The sequence below is a fragment of the Enterobacter sp. JBIWA005 genome, assembly GCF_019968805.1.
Taxonomy (GTDB): Bacteria; Pseudomonadota; Gammaproteobacteria; order Enterobacterales; family Enterobacteriaceae; genus Enterobacter; species Enterobacter vonholyi.
Map to the genome: position 1 here is coordinate 2,043,723 of NZ_CP074159.1, position 17,041 is coordinate 2,060,763.

The following is a 17,041-nucleotide window of genomic DNA, read 5'->3' on the forward strand; positions in this document are numbered from 1 at the left end:
AAAGTAACCTTATGAAATTCAGCGTTATGTCTTTTCCTCAACGGGTCGCGGTCGTAAAGTGCCTGCGTTGCGGCACATCCGCAATCGGGCGTAGGAACCCGTCAACCATATAGTGACATTACGTATGTCGCAGCAGTGCCGATCTCGTTACAATAACGGTGGCGCTGACGGAGCAGCCGTTAGGCTGGCCGTTTTCTATATGGGCGGTATTCCTACCTCTGTCAGCGCTACCCCCCGAGCGTAGGAACTCAAAGGGTGGTAAATAAACTCCATATAGAAGGAAGCCTTGTATGGCGACTATCCCAACTCTGACTTATCTCCCGTCTGACAAAAACGTCATTCTGCAACGTATCTCCCGACCGCTTCCGGCCGATGCCGATCTCTTTGACGTCGCCGACAACTGCGCCGCGCTGGTAAGCGTGCTGGTCGAAACCGATGATGTCGCGAGCCGTACTGCGCTGTACGAGCGTCTCCTTCAGGCTCTGCGCAGGCTGCGTGAACTCTGTGATGTCGAGCTTCCGCCATACCTGATTGAACAGTTGATCATGGGTGAGAAAATAAACTCCTGCGTGCCGGACTGCTGGCAGGACACGCTGACTCAGGTGGACTATGTTCTGGCGCTGACACAGGCGGTGATGGGTGGAACGCTGCCCGCTCACGTAGCGAAAGAGCTGACGGGCCTGCTGCACGATATGGTGTGGCTGCTGGCTGAGTTTGTGAAGGTACTGCGCATTAAGTGGCTGGCGTGGAGGGGCGGCAGCGCCCCTTTGAAACCGTGATTAGCGCGATCGGTTCCCGGTATCCAGAAGCGACGTACCGTAGGAGTTGTCGATAGTACAAAGCCAGCGACCGTCGCTTTCCAGCCGAAAAACATAGGTCGCGCGGCGCGACATTTCCGTAATTCCACCCTGACCATCAGGAAAACGCAGAACGGTTTCCATGATAACGAGGGCATTGCCGCCACCTTCGATCACCTGCATCTCTCCTTGTTCCACAATCAATTGGTCCAGGAAATAATCCGAGATGGCAATAAACGCGTTGCGGATGTTTTCTTTGCCTTTCACCGTCATGCCGGGCTTAACTACCAGAGCCGCGTCTTCGGCGTAGTATTCCATCAGCGCGTCATAGTTTTTGGTGGTAATGGCGTGGTCGCAGGATTCGATTATCTGGCGTAGCGGATGTGGGGTCATGCACGATTCCTCGTTAAAGGGTAAACACGTATTAACGTAACAGTCTGGCGTGTTTGTATAGCTACCAGGTTTTATGGCTGGTAGCGTTGGGGGAAGAGGTGGGGGAGGTAACGTTAGGTCTGCTAAGAGCGAAGAGCGGACATCTTTAATGGGTTGATTTTGGTGTTCTTACCTCTATGGAGCCATTTTCTATGGCTACATTTATACAGAAGTAAGGATTAGTCTTTTCCCGGACCATAATTAAATTTTGTACCTTTGCCAATGGCGTAAAACTGTCCGCCAGCTACGTAATGGACAGTACGTAGTTCATCAGGCGCATCATCAAAAATCCAGTGCCCATTCCTGAAAACGCGGTCATCACTCCATGCTCCGACAATTTCCCCCATGAACAAGTTGTGCTGCTTTTCATTTTCTTCATTGGGTATAACCTTACAGACTAGCCAGCCAGCGCAACCTACAACTAAAGGCAGATCAAACTCTTTCTGATAAAAAAGTGGGATTTTATTGTTTTTTTCGGGTGTGTCAGAATAACTGTGACCGCCTGCATATAAAACCATTTCCATCTGATTTACTACTGGGACCTGGACAACGTAATATCCACTTTTTTCGACAAGGCCGCGTGTAAATGCCTGTGGACCTATAAAAGCCATCACTTTGTTATTGCCTACTAATCCCACCCAGGCAGCTGCCATGACATTTTCAATACCATTATTTTTAGCCGATATCATCGTCGTTGGCCCTACCTGCAATAAACGATAGGCTTTGTTTAATTCTACTGGTTGTATTGCCATAAATTACTCTTCAAAGTTCTGATAAAAGGATACGATAGATTACTTGTTTGATGGTTTGATTATACGACTGGAATAATTGCAAGTTAATTGCTAATATCAAAAAACATTATTGCAACTTTCACAACAATCATGAACAAACTTGATGCTCTGAAGTTTTTTATCATCGCCGCTGAGACCCTCAACTTCCGCGAAGCCTCTATAAAGCTTTCGGTTTCACCATCGGTTGTAACACGAACAATCGCTGAGCTGGAGAAACAGCTTGATGAACCCCTTTTCAGACGCAATACTCGCTCGATCTTTCTCACAAGCTTCGGTGAGCTTTTTTTACCTCAAGCCAGGCGACTGCTTGAGGATTCGGAAAAACTATTTCAGACGGCGAAAGATGATAATGAAATGAAGGGCATTGTCCGTATCACGTCGCTTCGATTTCCAAAGCATGAACAAGTATTATATGAACTATTGACTGCGCTACGCCCATATCCTGAATTATTTATCGACTGGCGTTTAGACATGATGAAACTTGATACTGTCGAGCATCGTATCGATATAGGTATACGCGTCGGGCGAGAACCTAATCCAAACTTTATCATTAAAAATATCACGCAGGTGGAACATATTTTGGTAACATCCCCAGAACTCGTTGCGCGCCTGGGAGCTCCAACGGATTTAGAAGATCTTCGGCAACGTTATCCATTCAGTGGTTTACTTAATCCTGAAACGGGAAAAATCTTTGAATTTATGAGTGACGCAGTGAATACCTTTGTCCCTCGTCATATTGAATTTTATACTACGGACCCATACGCAGAAATTCAGGCCGCTTTGGCTGGCAAAACGGTTGTACAGTCCAGCGATTTTATCTGTAGAGAGTGCTTAGCAAATGGTCAACTCATAAAACCCCTGCCAGAACTGCGACAGGAGAAATGGCAATTTTATTTATATCGGCCTTATCAGACGATTACTCCAAAAAGGGTCACAGTAATTTTTTCACTATTAGAAAAAATCTTACGCAAACATTTCGTATCATAACTAACATACCGCGCAACGTCCGCTGCTGGCACAAAGCGGACCGCACAACGAACAAAAATTAACCTGTTAGCGCCAACGTCAAAGAAACAGCGGATGCTGCACAACGCGCGAGAAGAAGTAGGCTTACGCACGCAGCGACGATTGGCAAAGTGGTCTCATAGCAGTTATGCGACGGGCAGAGCAATCCAATCCCGCAATGTTACCGGCATCTCGCTTTACAGCGTTACATCGCAGAAAAGAGCTTTCTGATCTTTTCAGCCTTTTCAAAATGGTCCAGCTTCATCTCCATAATCCACCAGTGCGCCACTTCCATAAGCAGTTCCGGATCGTCATTTTTATTAGCAAAAAAAGCATAAAACGAAAGCCCAACATCGCTTCCCTTAGAGGCAATTTTTGAATCACAGATCCTGATGATCTTTTCCTTCACTCCTTGCTGCACGCCATCTCCTTTACTCTTTTCATGTTCAGGATAAAAAAAGCCGCAAGCAGAAGTCTGCTTACGGCTACAGGATCGTTAATAACGTTTTCTGGCAATCAGGCCGCCTTCACAGCCCTGATTTTTTTCGTGTCAGCCGCATCGGATTCTGTTTTATCCGCTACCGCTGGAGCAGTGAGATCGGGAAGCTTGCTGGTACGAAGAATATGCTGCACGGTCTCTTTCTGCTCGGCGAGATACAGGCCAAGGTTTTCAGCCTGCGTTTCATCCATCTGCATTCCGCTTTGCAACAGCCAGTCGGTGAACGCGTCGGCCATATCGAGCAGCTTGTCGTGAGCGTCAGCCTCTTTCTTACTGGCAAATGTCATTTTCTCTTCACCTTTTCTTACGACAACAAATTTTGTTTCAACAGCCATCGTGCACCTCGCTATACTGTATTTATATACAGAATATCAGCAACGGATCGATGTTGCAGCAAAATATGCATTACTGGCGAAGCTGCTGTGTTTCCGGGCTACCCATACTGCGCCGCCATGCCCCAGGCGCCTGACCATACTGACGCTTGAAGCTGCGGTTGAAGGACTGCTGGGAATCAAAGCCCAGCGCGATCGCCACATTCAGAATCGGTTCGTCGCTGTGGGATAACCGCTCAACCGATTTTTGCAGCTTTTGCGCGCGAATATACCCGGCGAGGGGATAGCCCGTATGCTCTTTGAACAGGCGCTGGAGGTGCCATTTCGAGTAGCCGGAACGCCTGGCGACGGTCTCAATGTCCAGGCGACTGTCCAGGTTGTTGTCGATCCAGTCGAGTAAATCATGCATAAATGCGCCAGTGTTCATCTGGTTACCCCCACGTAGCGGATGAAAAAGTATCTTTGTCTGTTGCATTTAAAGGTGGCGCATTTTTTCAGTAATTGCAAGTTTTATTGTTGCATTTAAATCCCTGACCGAAACGGGTCTTTTCACATCCTCTCAAATAGCACATAAAGTGCAACAATTATTCTTGCACTTAGTTAAGCGCCTTCCTACAATCGCCGCGAATAGTGTATTCGCAACTGTTACAGTTTTGTGGCGATGAACGACACAAATGGCCTGAAGACAGCCCCTGGACAAAGGAAGTGGCGCGGTGCCTCCTGCTGCGTCTTGCCCGGTGGCGACAATTACTGGAATAAAAATAATGAGCCTGCAAAAAACCTGGGGTAACTCTCCTCTGAGCGCGCTGGGGGCAATATTGCTCTCCGTGCTGCTCGTCGGATGCGATAACAGCGTCGCGCAAAATGCCGCGCCACCTGCGCCTGCCGTGAGTGCCGCTGACGTGGTGGTGAAATCGATTAGCCAGTGGGATAGCTTTAACGGCCGGATTGAAGCGGTGGAGAGCGTTCAGCTGCGCCCGCGCGTTTCCGGCTACATTGATAAGGTGAATTACACCGACGGCCAGGAAGTGAAGAAGGGCGAGGTGCTGTTCACCATTGATGACCGTACCTATCGCGCCGCGCTGGAACAGGCGCAGGCGAACCTGGCAAGAGCCAAAACGCAGGCCAGCCTGGCGCAAAGTGAGGCTAACCGTACCGATAAGCTGATCAATACCCATCTGGTCTCACGGGAAGAGTGGGAGCAGCGACGTTCGGCTGCCGTTCAGGCGCAGGCCGACATTCGCGCCGCGCAGGCGGCGGTTGACGCAGCCCAGCTCAACCTGGACTTCACCAAAGTGACCGCGCCTATTGACGGTCGCGCCAGCCGGGCGCTGATCACCAGCGGGAACCTGGTGACTGCGGGCGATACCGCCAGCGTCCTCACCACGCTGGTCTCGCAGAAGACGGTGTACGTCTACTTTGACGTGGACGAGTCAACCTATCTTCACTATCAAAATCTGGCCCGCAGCGGGCAGGGGGCGTCCAGCAATCACACGGCGCTGCCGGTTGAGATTGGCCTGACGGGCGAGGAGGGTTATCCCCATCAGGGCAAAGTGGATTTCCTGGATAACCAGCTCACGCCGAGCACCGGGACAATCCGCATGCGCGCGCTGCTGGATAACTCACAGCGTCAGTTCACGCCGGGGCTGTTTGCCCGCGTACGCCTGCCGGGCAGCGCGGAATTCAAAGCCACGCTGATTGACGACAAGGCGGTGCTGACCGATCAGGATCGTAAATACGTTTATATCGTCGATAAAGAGGGGAAAGCACAGCGTCGCGACATTACGCCGGGTCGTCTGGCAGACGGTTTACGCATCGTGCGGCAGGGGCTGAATCCTGGCGACAAAGTCATCGTCGAGGGTTTACAGAAAGTGTTTATGCCGGGTATGCCGGTTAACGCCAAAACCGTTGCCATGACCGCCACCAGCGCCCTCAACTGATCCCTTGACCTGAGAATCCAACCCATGGACTTTTCCCGCTTTTTCATCGACAGGCCGATCTTTGCTGCCGTCCTGTCGATTCTGATTTTTATCACAGGGTTAATCGCCATCCCGCTGCTGCCGGTGAGCGAATACCCTGACGTCGTGCCGCCAAGCGTGCAGGTGCGTGCGGAGTACCCGGGCGCTAACCCGAAAGTGATTGCCGAGACCGTGGCGACGCCGCTGGAAGAGGCGATTAACGGCGTCGAGAACATGATGTACATGAAATCCGTCGCGGGCTCGGACGGCGTGCTGGTTACCACCGTCACCTTCCGTCCGGGTACTGACCCGGATCAGGCGCAGGTTCAGGTGCAGAACCGCGTCGCGCAGGCCGAGGCGCGTCTGCCGGAGGACGTGCGGCGTCTGGGCATTACCACCCAGAAGCAGTCGCCCACGCTGACGCTGGTGGTGCATCTGTTTTCGCCAAACGGTAAGTACGATTCGCTGTATATGCGCAACTACGCCACGCTGAAGGTGAAGGATGAGCTGGCGCGCCTGCCCGGCGTCGGCCAGATCCAGATTTTCGGCTCCGGCGAGTACGCGATGCGCGTCTGGCTGGACCCTAATAAAGTGGCGGCGCGCGGGCTGACTGCCTCGGACGTGGTCACGGCGATGCAGGAGCAAAACGTACAGGTTTCCGCCGGTCAGCTTGGCGCCGAGCCGCTGCCGAAAGAGAGCGACTTCCTGATCTCCATTAACGCCCAGGGGCGTCTGCACACCGAAGAAGAGTTTGGCAATATTGTCCTGAAAACGACGGAGGACGGTACGGTCGTCCGCCTGCGCGACGTGGCGCGGATTGAAATGGGGTCCGGGAGCTATGCCCTGCGTTCCCAGCTGAACAATAAAGACGCGGTCGGGATTGGTATCTTCCAGTCGCCGGGGGCGAACGCTATCGATCTGTCTAACGCGGTGCGCGCGAAAATGGACGAACTGTCGACGCGCTTCCCGGCGGACATGAAGTGGGCGGCACCTTACGATCCGACGGTCTTTGTGCGCGATTCGATCCGTGCGGTGGTGCAAACGCTGCTGGAAGCCGTGGTGCTGGTCGTGCTGGTGGTCATTCTGTTCCTGCAAACCTGGCGCGCGTCGATCATTCCGCTGATCGCGGTGCCGGTGTCGGTGGTGGGTACCTTCAGCATTCTTTACCTGCTCGGCTTCTCGCTGAATAGCCTCAGCCTGTTCGGGCTGGTGCTCGCCATCGGTATCGTGGTGGACGACGCCATCGTGGTGGTGGAAAACGTAGAGCGAAACATAGAAGAGGGGCTTGCGCCGCTTGCGGCAGCGCACCAGGCGATGCGTGAAGTGTCCGGGCCGATTATCGCGATCGCGCTGGTGCTGTGCGCGGTATTTGTGCCGATGGCGTTTCTGTCGGGCGTTACCGGTCAGTTCTACAAGCAGTTTGCGGTGACGATCGCGATTTCGACGGTGATCTCCGCTATTAACTCGCTGACGCTCTCTCCGGCGCTGGCGGCACTGCTTTTAAAGCCGCACGGCGCGCCGAAGGATTTCCCGACCCGGCTTATCGATCGTCTGTTCGGCTGGATTTTCCGTCCGTTTAACCGCTTTTTCCTCCGCAGCTCAAACGGCTATCAGGGGCTGGTGGGTAAAACGCTGGGACGGCGCGGTGCGGTATTCGTGGTTTATCTGCTGCTGCTTTGTGCCGCAGGCGTCATGTTTAAAGCGGTGCCCGGCGGGTTTATTCCGACGCAGGACAAGCTTTACCTGATTGGCGGTGTGAAGATGCCGGAAGGCTCTTCTCTGGCGCGTACCGACGCGGTGATCCGCAAAATGAGCGAAATCGGGATGAATACCGAAGGCGTGGACTATGCGGTCGCGTTTCCGGGGCTGAACGCGCTGCAGTTCACCAATACGCCGAATACCGGTACGGTGTTCTTTGGCCTGAAGCCGTTCGATCAGCGTAAACATTCCGCTGCGGAAATTAATGCGGAGATTAATGCGAAAATCGCGCAAATCCAGGAAGGCTTTGGCTTCTCCATTCTGCCGCCGCCGATTTTAGGGCTGGGTCAGGGGTCGGGCTATTCTCTGTATATTCAGGATCGCGGTGGTCTGGGCTATGGCGCGCTGCAAAACGCGGTGAACACCATGTCCGGTGCGATTATGCAGACCCCGGGAATGCATTTCCCGATCTCAACCTATCAGGCTAACGTTCCGCAGCTGGACGTCCAGGTTGACCGCGATAAGGCGAAAGCGCAGGGCGTGTCGCTGACCGATCTTTTCGGGACGCTGCAAACCTATCTGGGCTCGTCGTACGTCAATGACTTCAACCAGTTCGGACGAACCTGGCGCGTGATGGCGCAGGCCGACGGGCAGTTCCGCGACAGCGTGGAAGATATTGCGAATCTGCGCACCCGCAACAGCCAGGGCGAAATGGTGCCGATTGGCAGTATGGTGAAAATCACGACCACCTACGGGCCGGATCCGGTGATCCGTTACAACGGCTACCCGGCGGCGGACCTGATTGGCGATGCCGACCCGCGCGTGCTCTCATCTGCGCAGGCGATGACGCAGCTGGACGCGATGTCTAAGCAGATCCTGCCAAACGGGATGAACATTGAATGGACGGATCTGAGCTTCCAGCAGGCCACTCAGGGCAATACGGCGCTGATCGTCTTCCCGGTGGCGGTGCTGCTGGCGTTCCTGGTGCTGGCGGCGCTGTATGAAAGCTGGACGCTGCCGCTGGCGGTGATCCTCATCGTGCCGATGACAATGCTCTCCGCACTGTTTGGCGTCTGGCTGACCGGGGGCGATAACAACGTCTTCGTGCAGGTGGGGCTGGTGGTGCTGATGGGGCTGGCCTGTAAAAACGCCATTCTTATCGTGGAGTTTGCCCGCGAGCTTGAAATTCAGGGCAAAGGCATCATGGAGGCCGCGCTGGAGGCTTGCCGCCTGCGTTTACGCCCGATTGTGATGACCTCCATCGCCTTTATCGCCGGGACCATTCCACTGATCCTCGGTCACGGCGCTGGCGCAGAAGTGCGCGGCGTCACGGGGATCACGGTATTCTCCGGCATGCTTGGGGTGACGCTGTTTGGTCTGTTCCTGACGCCGGTGTTCTACGTGACGCTGCGTAAGTTCGTGACGCGCGGGAAAAAAGAGGAAAGGGACGTTCTGCCCGCATAAGGACGTTGCCGATAATAAAAAACCGCCTTCATAGTGAAGGCGGTTTTTTTTTCGCATCAGGTAAAACGTTATGACGTTTTTTGATACTGGGCAATGAGGTCGGGGAGTGGATCCCATCCGCTGCTGTCGGCGTTTTTCACCGCTTCCAGGGCGCTTGCCACGGTATGGCGGGCCAGTACTGCTAACGAAGCCTCTTCGGCTTCTTCAGAAATTGATTTGAAGTACCAGCAGGCGTTGGCGCTGACCACGCAGCGGGCCGGCACGTCAGGGCGGGATGCCCACAGCTTTTTATCTTCGATGACCGAAAGGTAGATGTCGCGCAGGGTGATCTCTTCCGGCGGGCGACCAAGATGAATGGAGCCGTTACGGCCAAGCGTTGAGACGATAATGCCGTCTCGCGTCAGCGGAACCATCAATTTGCGGATGAAGCTCGGGTTCGCTTCCAGACCGTAGGCCAGAATCGCACTCGTCGAACGTTCACCCAATTGCTCCGCCATCGCTACGCTGAGAACCATCTGCAAAGCTGTCGGGAAGCGGTAATCTAACATTTCTCTGTCCTGGGTTGCGGTGAATCTTGTTCTTTTTGGCACCGCAGAGGTGAATAAGCAATAAACAACAATATAACAAACACGGTAATTTTTTTGAAGCAATCTGCGGCATTTGCGATCAAACCCCCTGTTCTGCTTTAGCTAAACGTGCGGTTCGGGAAGTCCACCGTCACCAGAAGGCCACCTTCTGCAGAAGTTGTCAGGTTTACGCTGCTGTTGTGTTGCTGCGCCACCGCTTTAACGATGGCAAGCCCCAGCCCGCTGCCGCTCTGCACCTGATTGGGATCGCGGAAAAAGCGGTCGAACACGCGCTCCTGCAGCTCGACCGGAATACCCGGGCCCGCATCGGAGACGCGCAGCTGGACGACGCGATCGCCCGCCCGCACGTCGACCTGAATCCGCCCGCCCTCGGGGCTGTACTTCACCGCATTCTCAATGAGATTATCAATCAGCGACACCAGGCGTTCCCTGGCGCCGGGGATCCAGACTTCATCCTCGGCAAAGAATTCCAGCTCGATCCTGCGCGCAGACGCTAAGGGTTCCAGCTCGGCCATGCGCTCCTGGACGAGCGTCGTCAGCGGCACGGGCTCCATGACCGTATCAATACTCGCTTCACTGTGCATCATCAGCAGAAGCTGATTGACGAGACGCGCGGCGCGGCTGTTGCTGCGGATCACGCCGGCAAGCAGCTCCTGCTGGCTTTCGCTGATGACCCAGGACTGCAGCGCCTCCACGTTGATGCGCATCGCCGCGAGGGGCGTACGCAGCTCGTGTGCGGCATCCGCGATGAAAACCCGCTCCCTTTCCGCGCTTTCACGCACCCGGGCAAGGAAGTCATTGATCGCGTCCACCATCTGGCGAAGCTCTCTGTGCTTCGGTACGGCTTTTAAAGGAGAGAGATCGTCCGGCGTGCGTAACGTAATTTCATTGACCACCTTATTCCACGGACGCATCGCAATGCGGATGGAGAGCCATGCGGGAAACAGCAGAAAAGGGAAACAAACCAGAAGCGGCAGAATGTAGTATCCGCGCGAGTTCAGGTAGATAAAGAAGTTCCAGCCGCTGGCAGGGGTGAAAAGGGTTACCTCCACGTCGGAGTGGGGCGATTTCAGTGTTCGGCTGGTCCAGATGCGACCTTCACTTTGAACGTGCTCCATTTCGCCTTGTCGGGTATTTGTTATCCCCGCGGGTGCTCCGTCGGATGAAAAAATAACGTTATTATTTTTGCGAACGATGAGGTTAATCGACAGCAGGGGATCTTCCCCTCCGCCGTAACCTTCACGCAGCGCCTTGCTGAAGGCCTCCAGCACGGCGGTACGGTCCTGCGGGCGCCCGTCCATACGCTCAGCCAGGGTAAAAACGGTTTCGTACGTTTTGCTGCCCGTGATGATAGGAGGGCTACGCAGGTCCTCCCACAGAATGAAGGTTAAAAAAAGACACCACAGCAGGGTAAGCAGCAGCATCTGGGCGATGATAATTCGCCGTACCAGCGTCGGCCGCCTCAGGTGATACCAGACGTTTTGCATCACCCGGTCACCTTCTGTATTGAGACGGTATCAATAACGTACCCGACGCCCCGGACCGTTCGCACATAGCCGTCGCCGATTTTTCGCCGCAAATTGCCCATATGCACGTCGAGCGCATTGCTGAGATTCTCTTTGTTGCCGAATATCCTTTCTTCCAGAAACCGCCGGGTCAGCACGCGGTCCGCGCGCAGCATCAACGTCTCCAGCAGCGCGTATTCACTGGCCGTTAAATCGACATGGCGCGCGCTCACCGTCACGCGACGCGTCGGTATATGAAGAGAGAGCCCGCGAATTTCTATCGCCTCATTCTCAAAACCGTAGCTGCGCCGTGCAAGAGCCCTCACTCGCGCCAGCAGCTCGGCGAGAATAAAAGGTTTGACGAGATAGTCGTCCGCGCCGGCATCCAACCCCCGCAGGCGATCCTGCAATGTCCCTCGCGCCGTCAGGATGATGACCGGGATCCCCTTGAGCTGCTGACGCAAACGCGTCATCAGGCTCATGCCATCTCCGTCGGGCAGCCCGAGGTCGAGCAAAATAAGTTCCGGCACGCAGACGTCAAGCTGATGCAGCGCATCCTCTTTACGGCGAACCCATATGACGTCAAACCCTTGATCTGAGAGAGCGATACGTACGCCATTGCCGAGATCCAGGTCGTCTTCGATTAGTAGAATTTTCACATTGGTAACGGTATCAACCGTGAATGAAGAACATCTTAAGAAAAAAACGGTATCAGGAAATCAGCCTGGTTTACAGCACCTGCTTGCGCTTCAGCGTTTCTTCATTTTCGGCTCATAAGAACCTTAGGGTGAGTATTCAAAATGGGCGTTCTGGCGGTTAACCGCATGCATCGTCATCATTTGAATCCATAAGGACTTCCTTAATGAGAAACATCGAACTGCGTCATACGTTCCCTCATTTACTTTCGGGCCGCTGCCTGAAAACCATCGTGCCGGGCGTCGTTCTGGCGTTACTGGCTACGCCTGTGCTGGCGGAAGAACAGCGGCAGGGTAACGTCTTAACCCTGGGGGGCGGCGTGGACGTAGGGCCACGCTATTCGGGTTCAGATAAAACCCGCGTCTCAGCGGCTCAGGTAGTGGATTATTCCATGGAAAATGGCTTCTTCATCGGCACCACGCGAGGGATCGGTTACGGTAACAACATCGGCAACCTGGACTACAGCGCCGCGCTGAGCTATCGAATTGGCCGTAAGGAAAAAGACGTGAGCAGCGATTCGATCGGCACCGGCAGCGACGAGCTGCGAGGAATGGGGGAGATTAAAGGCTCGGCTATCGTGGTGCCCGGGCTTGAGTACAAGGTGACCGACTGGCTTCACCTGCAGCTGCAGGCTGAGGTACCGGTTTCTGAAAGAGACAACGGTGAAGCGGTACATTTTGGCATTTCCAGCCCGTTCTACACCTCACCAAAAAATGAGGTGGCGCTGGCGCTGACCGGCAGTTGGGGATCGGACAAGTATATGCAGACGTACTACGGGGTAAACGCCGCCCAATCGGCCGCATCGGGTTTTGCCCGACATGACGCCGGGGCCGGGATTTATGCCTGGTCGATGAACCTTGACTGGACCCACAAGCTCACCTCGCGCTGGAGCGTACTTGCCTCAGCGGGTGTGACGCAGCTGACGGGGGATGCAGCGGACAGCCCGATCGTGCAACGCAAAAAGTCACCCACGGGGGGTTTGAAGGTGACGTATAGTTTTTAGCTTGTGGTTTTGAGCGTGCACCAGCGGTAATTTAAGCCCCTCCGGTTGAGACGGTGGGGCGGTTTCCCTTACAGACAGTTACAGCACTGCACACATGGTTGACGGATTTATCTAAAGCTCCATTGGGCCGTGATGACAAAAACGGAGGGGATGATAATACCCACATCCATACCAAAATAAGACGTAAAATTATACTGAAATCCATGATATATGTAGGGAGAAAAACCTATCCCTGTTACTTTTTTAAAATCATGGTATGAACCATGGTCGCCACAATCATCGAAAGTATCAAAGAAAAATTCGCCTACATATCCATAGATTCCCTTAAAAACCCAACCGTTATTCCATCCAGCCCAGTCTCTTCTTACACCGGCGGCCAGACATCTGTCATTAAAGCTGTTTTTCATTGTGCCTAGCACAACACTATATTTCGACGTATCTGAGAATTTCCGCTCCACGGATATAAACTTGTTTTCAAAGTTCTCCGTGTATTGTCCGTGATTATTTGTCAGATGATAAACGTATGAGCCAGTGTTAATTGAATACAGATTTATTTCATCTGCAGAGCAATTCAATGTCGCCAGATAAAAACTTCCGCACCAAAGCCATGCGGGGTATCTTTTCAGGACTATCTGCTTATGTGGAATATTATCCATATTCGCTCGCTTTGGCTAACGTACTGAAATTTTAAAGGGGGATTTTCGACCTGCAGCTGCAAAAATTTTAGCATATATACGGAAACTTGAGATACTCACGTAATGGGGCGGGGGCAGAGATCGCCTTACAGAACATGTTCAGCAAACCATTTCGCCCACACGCTTACAATGCTCAAAATCCGCTTTTTTATGGCCCCTTAATTCATAGCCCCAGGTATAATGTCTGCTCAGATAAACGGCAAAGAGGATGTGATAAGATGCTGACATATATCACCATAGGTACAAATGACCTTCAGCGCTCCGTGGCGTTTTATGACGCTGTTTTTAACGTGCTTGGCTATTCACGTTTGCCTGCCTGGACAGAGAGCTGGGCAATGTGGGGAGATGAAAATAATCCGGATGAGGGATTCAGCTTCTGTATTTGCCCTCCTTTTGACGGGCATCCCGCAACGGCGGGAAACGGGACAATGTTCGCATTCCGAGCAGATAACGCGGACCTTGTCAGACGTTTCCATGCAGCAGGACTTCTTGCGGGAGGGAAAAATGAAGGCGCGCCAGGGACACGAACCGCGTACGGCCCCGATTTTTATGTTGCCTATCTTCGCGATCCTGACGGGAATAAGCTGGCATGTGTTTTTCAGCACTATTCGCCGGAAGCAGATGAAAATTTAAAGGAACAATAGTTACTCCATGGATGAAATTTTAGGATGTTTAGCGGTGACGAAATCAGCCGTGCAATAAAGTTATATCAATAAAGGTGTCTACCGCAAATTGTGAAAATAACGCTGTTGTTCCATAGTTGCTGAAGCAGTTTTGAGCGAGGAGTGGACGCTGGCCTTTCATACTCGCCGATCTGTCTGACGTATGTATCATAGATTCATAGGCTCATGACTATAGTTTTCTCGACTCTATGACATCGCTATTCCAGACGATATGAGAGAAGGTGAGATTGCCAGCGTGCAGCACTGCAGCGTCCGGCCAGGCCAACCCCGGCTAAGGGGTAGTTTATGAACTATGTTTAATATCCGTCAGAATAGTACGATGGCTGTAGTTTATCAGGAACTGAGAGTCGGCGGCCTCAGTCCGGAGCATTTGAAAGCCAGAACCTCACTGAGAAGTGTGCCAGCATGACGTGGCAAATATCCCTGTCCGGAGAAGAATGTGTTCGGAAAACTATTGTTAAACTACATGCCAGGTTTACAAAATTTGTTAGCCTACGATAAAAGCTGGCTAAAACATGATGTTAAAGCCGGGTTATCCGTTGCGGCTGTAGCGCTACCCGTTGCGATTGCTTACGCTGAGCTGGCGGGTGTTGGGGCAATTGTAGGGCTCTATTCCTGCGTTTTACCAATGATAGCTTACGCACTGTTTGGCTCTTCACGCCAGCTTATTGTGGGCCCAGATGCAACGACATGCGCGGTGATTGCGGCCGTCGTGTTTCCGCTTTCTGCGGGGAATCCCGAACTGCACTGGCAGCTGACAATTATCATGACATTGATGATGGGCGGGTGGTGCCTGCTGGCCAGTAAATTCCGCCTGGGCGCACTTGCCGATCTGCTTTCTCATCCCATTCTTACCGGCCTGCTTAACGGCGTAGCGGTGACGATTATTGTCGGGCAACTAGGCAAGGTGTTGGGGATTAAGCTTGATGAGGCGCAGGTTATTGAAAAAATAATCGCCTTGCCAGGCCGACTTTCAGATAGCCATTTATTAACCGTAGGGATATCCCTTTTTACGTTAATTATTTTAATGGCGATTAAAACGTATCGCAGCCAGTGGCCAGCACCTTTAATTGCTATTGTGATAACAACGGCGCTGGTATGGGTGACCTCTGCGCAACAGTATGGAATTGCCACGATTGGGGGAGAAGGCTTCCAGCCAGGTTTACCCGTCGTTAACTGGGGGGCGTTCCAGCCAGGTCCGATGCGTGATTTAGTGATCCCGGCGCTGAACCTGGCGTTGGTCAGTTTTGTCAGCCTGATGCTGACCGCCCGCAGTTTCGCCGCGAAAAATGGCTATGAAATTAATGCTGATGCAGAGTTCCGCGCGCTGGGTATTGCGAACATTATGTCGGGGTTATCTCAGGGGTTTGCTATCAGTGGCGCCGATTCCCGGACCGCAGTTAATGATTCGGTTGGGGGGAAAAGCCAGCTGGTTTCGGTGGTCGCAGCCTTGATCATTGGTATCGTCGTGGTGTTTTTCACTCAGCCATTACAATACATTCCGGTATCTGCGTTAGGTATAGTTCTAATGTATGCCTCGTGGTCATTAATCGATTTACGTGGATTATGGAACCTGAGGCGCAGAAATAAGCAGGCATTTCGTCTGGCCTTCTTCACGTTTGGCTGCGTTTTAATTATCGGCGTTATCCAGGGGATTGGCCTTGCGGTGTTGCTTGGCCTGTTACAGTTCCTTCGTACAGTGTTTCGTCCCTCTGAGCACTTACTGGGCACTGACGACGATGGAATGATTCACTCATTAGGAAATACGAACGATATTAAAATGGTCCCGGGCGTACTGATGTATCGATTTAACTCACCGTTGACCTATTTTAACGTGGCTTATTTTAAACGCCGGGTATTAAACCTGGTTGATGGGGCAGCCTTACAGCCTAAATGGGTGGTCATTGATGCCGTTGCCTGCTTCACCTATTCAGACATCAGCGTTCTGGCAACCATTAATGAGTTAAAGCGCGATCTGAAAGGTCGACAAATTAAGTTAATCCTTGCGGGCAGGAAAACAGAGTTAACCCGCTGGTTTAAAGAGAGTCGACCAACAATGAATGATGATGACATGATTCTGGCACCAGACCTCTACCTGGCACTTCGGTTCATTCAAAGTAAAGAGAGCGCGAGTGAATCAGGAGGAGAGGTTTAAACCATCCTGGCTTGCCCGCCATCCGCGAGCAAGCCACACCCCTTAGCGATACAGCGTCTTTTCCGCAACCGGAATAAGCAGCCTCGATCGCCAGTCCGTGAGCGTCAGCTGCGCGAGCTTACCCAGCGCGGTATAAAACGGATGCCTGGCGTTGTCGACAAACACGGACAGGAAGCGGGTGCTCCACGGCAGCAGGTGCCACGCCAGAAGCCGATCGCACTCAGCATCGCGACCATTCTCGGCCAGCCACGCTGCCAGCAGCAGCAATGTCCCAAAGTGGTCTTCCGGTTCGTTCTGCTGCATCTCAAACGCGATATTGTTCTCCCGCATCCACTGACGCAGGGCGAGGGTCGAGTCGCCGAACAGCACGGATTCGCGGTCGAGCCAGACGGAGCCCCACGGTGGAGCGGGCAGGGCGTAAGGGCCAATAAACAGCCGTTGCCACGCGTCCGTCAGCGGCTCGTCGGCAGGCGAGGCAAAGGATTCGGCAATGGGCTGCAGCGTTTCCGGCGGCAGAGGCCAGTCCTGAACCCAGTCGCCCGCGGTTAGGGCCTGAACTAGCGGAGCAGCCTGCTCGCTGTCGGGTGCAAAATAAAACAGCGCGCCCAGTACGCGGGCGCTAAACGCGAACGATTCACGCTGTGAGACGTCTTTCATTACATCTTCCTTGCTCGCGCGGATTTCGCCCGCGCGACTGTGTTAAACCAATTTATAGACCATAGAATAAACCACGGTCATGCG

The 17,041-nt window shown here is 53.1% G+C and carries 17 protein-coding genes; 7 read left to right on the plus strand and 10 right to left on the minus strand.

The genetic code is table 11. The features are described 5' to 3' along the window. Positions 1-290: 290 nt before the first annotated feature. Positions 291-779 carry a hypothetical protein gene (locus tag KGP22_RS09730; RefSeq protein WP_223582048.1) on the plus strand — a complete coding sequence of 163 codons (489 nt, stop codon included), beginning with the start codon at positions 291-293 and terminating at the stop codon, positions 777-779. Here KGP22_RS09730 and KGP22_RS09735 read toward each other — a convergent pair whose 3' ends face one another. Together KGP22_RS09735 and KGP22_RS09740 are read right to left on the minus strand one after the other, a co-directional pair. Beyond that, positions 780-1,190 (minus strand): SgcJ/EcaC family oxidoreductase, encoded by a 411-nt coding sequence (locus KGP22_RS09735; RefSeq protein ID WP_223582050.1) that lies wholly within the window; start codon positions 1,188-1,190, stop codon positions 780-782. A 218-nt stretch (positions 1,191-1,408) separates the two neighbouring features. After that, complete coding sequence (locus KGP22_RS09740) at positions 1,409-1,981, minus strand: flavin reductase (RefSeq protein ID WP_047174584.1); 573 nt, start codon at positions 1,979-1,981, stop codon at positions 1,409-1,411. A gap of 129 nt (positions 1,982-2,110) precedes the next feature. Between KGP22_RS09740 and KGP22_RS09745 the strand changes: the two genes are divergently transcribed. Next, complete coding sequence (locus KGP22_RS09745; RefSeq protein WP_223582051.1) at positions 2,111-3,007, plus strand: LysR family transcriptional regulator; 897 nt, start codon at positions 2,111-2,113, stop codon at positions 3,005-3,007. A 223-nt stretch (positions 3,008-3,230) separates the two neighbouring features. Here the strand turns inward: KGP22_RS09745 and KGP22_RS09750 are convergent, their stop codons facing one another. From KGP22_RS09750 to KGP22_RS09760, 3 genes are all read right to left on the minus strand, one after another. Next, positions 3,231-3,446, minus strand: coding sequence for a DUF6500 family protein (locus KGP22_RS09750; protein WP_223582053.1), 216 nt, complete (start codon positions 3,444-3,446; stop codon positions 3,231-3,233). A gap of 95 nt (positions 3,447-3,541) precedes the next feature. Further along, a complete protein-coding gene (locus KGP22_RS09755; protein ID WP_059365166.1) occupies positions 3,542-3,859 on the minus strand; it encodes a YebG family protein in 318 nt (105 codons plus the stop codon). A 70-nt stretch (positions 3,860-3,929) separates the two neighbouring features. Next, positions 3,930-4,283, minus strand: a complete 354-nt coding sequence (locus KGP22_RS09760; protein WP_133294301.1) for a helix-turn-helix domain-containing protein — start codon at positions 4,281-4,283, stop codon at positions 3,930-3,932. Positions 4,284-4,620: 337 nt separating this feature from the next. Between KGP22_RS09760 and KGP22_RS09765 the strand changes: the two genes are divergently transcribed. Both KGP22_RS09765 and oqxB read left to right on the plus strand, forming a co-directional pair. After that, entirely contained in the window at positions 4,621-5,796 is a 1,176-nt protein-coding gene (locus tag KGP22_RS09765) for an efflux RND transporter periplasmic adaptor subunit (protein WP_115874927.1), read from the plus strand. 24 nt (positions 5,797-5,820) lie between these two features. Further along, the gene (gene oqxB / locus KGP22_RS09770; protein ID WP_223582062.1) at positions 5,821-8,976 is read left to right on the plus strand and encodes a multidrug efflux RND transporter permease subunit OqxB; all 3,156 of its coding nucleotides are present in this window, start codon (positions 5,821-5,823) and stop codon (positions 8,974-8,976) included. Positions 8,977-9,044: 68 nt separating this feature from the next. On the opposite strand, the gene KGP22_RS09775 is transcribed toward oqxB, so the two are convergent. From KGP22_RS09775 to KGP22_RS09785, 3 genes are all read right to left on the minus strand, one after another. Then, entirely contained in the window at positions 9,045-9,524 is a 480-nt protein-coding gene (locus KGP22_RS09775; RefSeq protein WP_029739386.1) for an Rrf2 family transcriptional regulator, read from the minus strand. Positions 9,525-9,661: 137 nt separating this feature from the next. After that, a complete protein-coding gene (locus KGP22_RS09780; RefSeq protein ID WP_223582064.1) occupies positions 9,662-11,050 on the minus strand; it encodes an ATP-binding protein in 1,389 nt (462 codons plus the stop codon). Then, positions 11,050-11,727, minus strand: coding sequence for a response regulator transcription factor (locus KGP22_RS09785; RefSeq protein WP_223582066.1), 678 nt, complete (start codon positions 11,725-11,727; stop codon positions 11,050-11,052). The genes KGP22_RS09780 and KGP22_RS09785 overlap by 1 nt, the downstream gene beginning before the upstream one ends. A 203-nt stretch (positions 11,728-11,930) precedes the next feature. Here KGP22_RS09785 and KGP22_RS09790 point away from each other — a divergent pair, with 203 nt between their 5' ends. Continuing rightward, positions 11,931-12,767, plus strand: a complete 837-nt coding sequence (locus tag KGP22_RS09790; protein ID WP_223582068.1) for a MipA/OmpV family protein — start codon at positions 11,931-11,933, stop codon at positions 12,765-12,767. A 107-nt stretch (positions 12,768-12,874) separates the two neighbouring features. Here KGP22_RS09790 and KGP22_RS09795 read toward each other — a convergent pair whose 3' ends face one another. Then, a complete protein-coding gene (locus KGP22_RS09795) occupies positions 12,875-13,423 on the minus strand; it encodes a hypothetical protein (protein ID WP_223582071.1) in 549 nt (182 codons plus the stop codon). Positions 13,424-13,680: 257 nt separating this feature from the next. On the opposite strand from KGP22_RS09795, the gene KGP22_RS09800 reads away from it, so the two are divergent. Together KGP22_RS09800 and KGP22_RS09805 are read left to right on the plus strand one after the other, a co-directional pair. Then, on the plus strand, positions 13,681-14,106 hold the full coding sequence (locus tag KGP22_RS09800; protein ID WP_223582073.1) for a VOC family protein: 426 nt from the start codon (positions 13,681-13,683) through the stop codon (positions 14,104-14,106). 478 nt (positions 14,107-14,584) lie between these two features. After that, positions 14,585-16,300 (plus strand): SulP family inorganic anion transporter, encoded by a 1,716-nt coding sequence (locus KGP22_RS09805; protein ID WP_223582075.1) that lies wholly within the window; start codon positions 14,585-14,587, stop codon positions 16,298-16,300. Between the two features lie 42 nt (positions 16,301-16,342). On the opposite strand, the gene dmsD is transcribed toward KGP22_RS09805, so the two are convergent. Then, a complete protein-coding gene (dmsD, locus tag KGP22_RS09810; RefSeq protein ID WP_223582077.1) occupies positions 16,343-16,957 on the minus strand; it encodes a Tat proofreading chaperone DmsD in 615 nt (204 codons plus the stop codon). Positions 16,958-17,041: the final 84 nt, after the last annotated feature.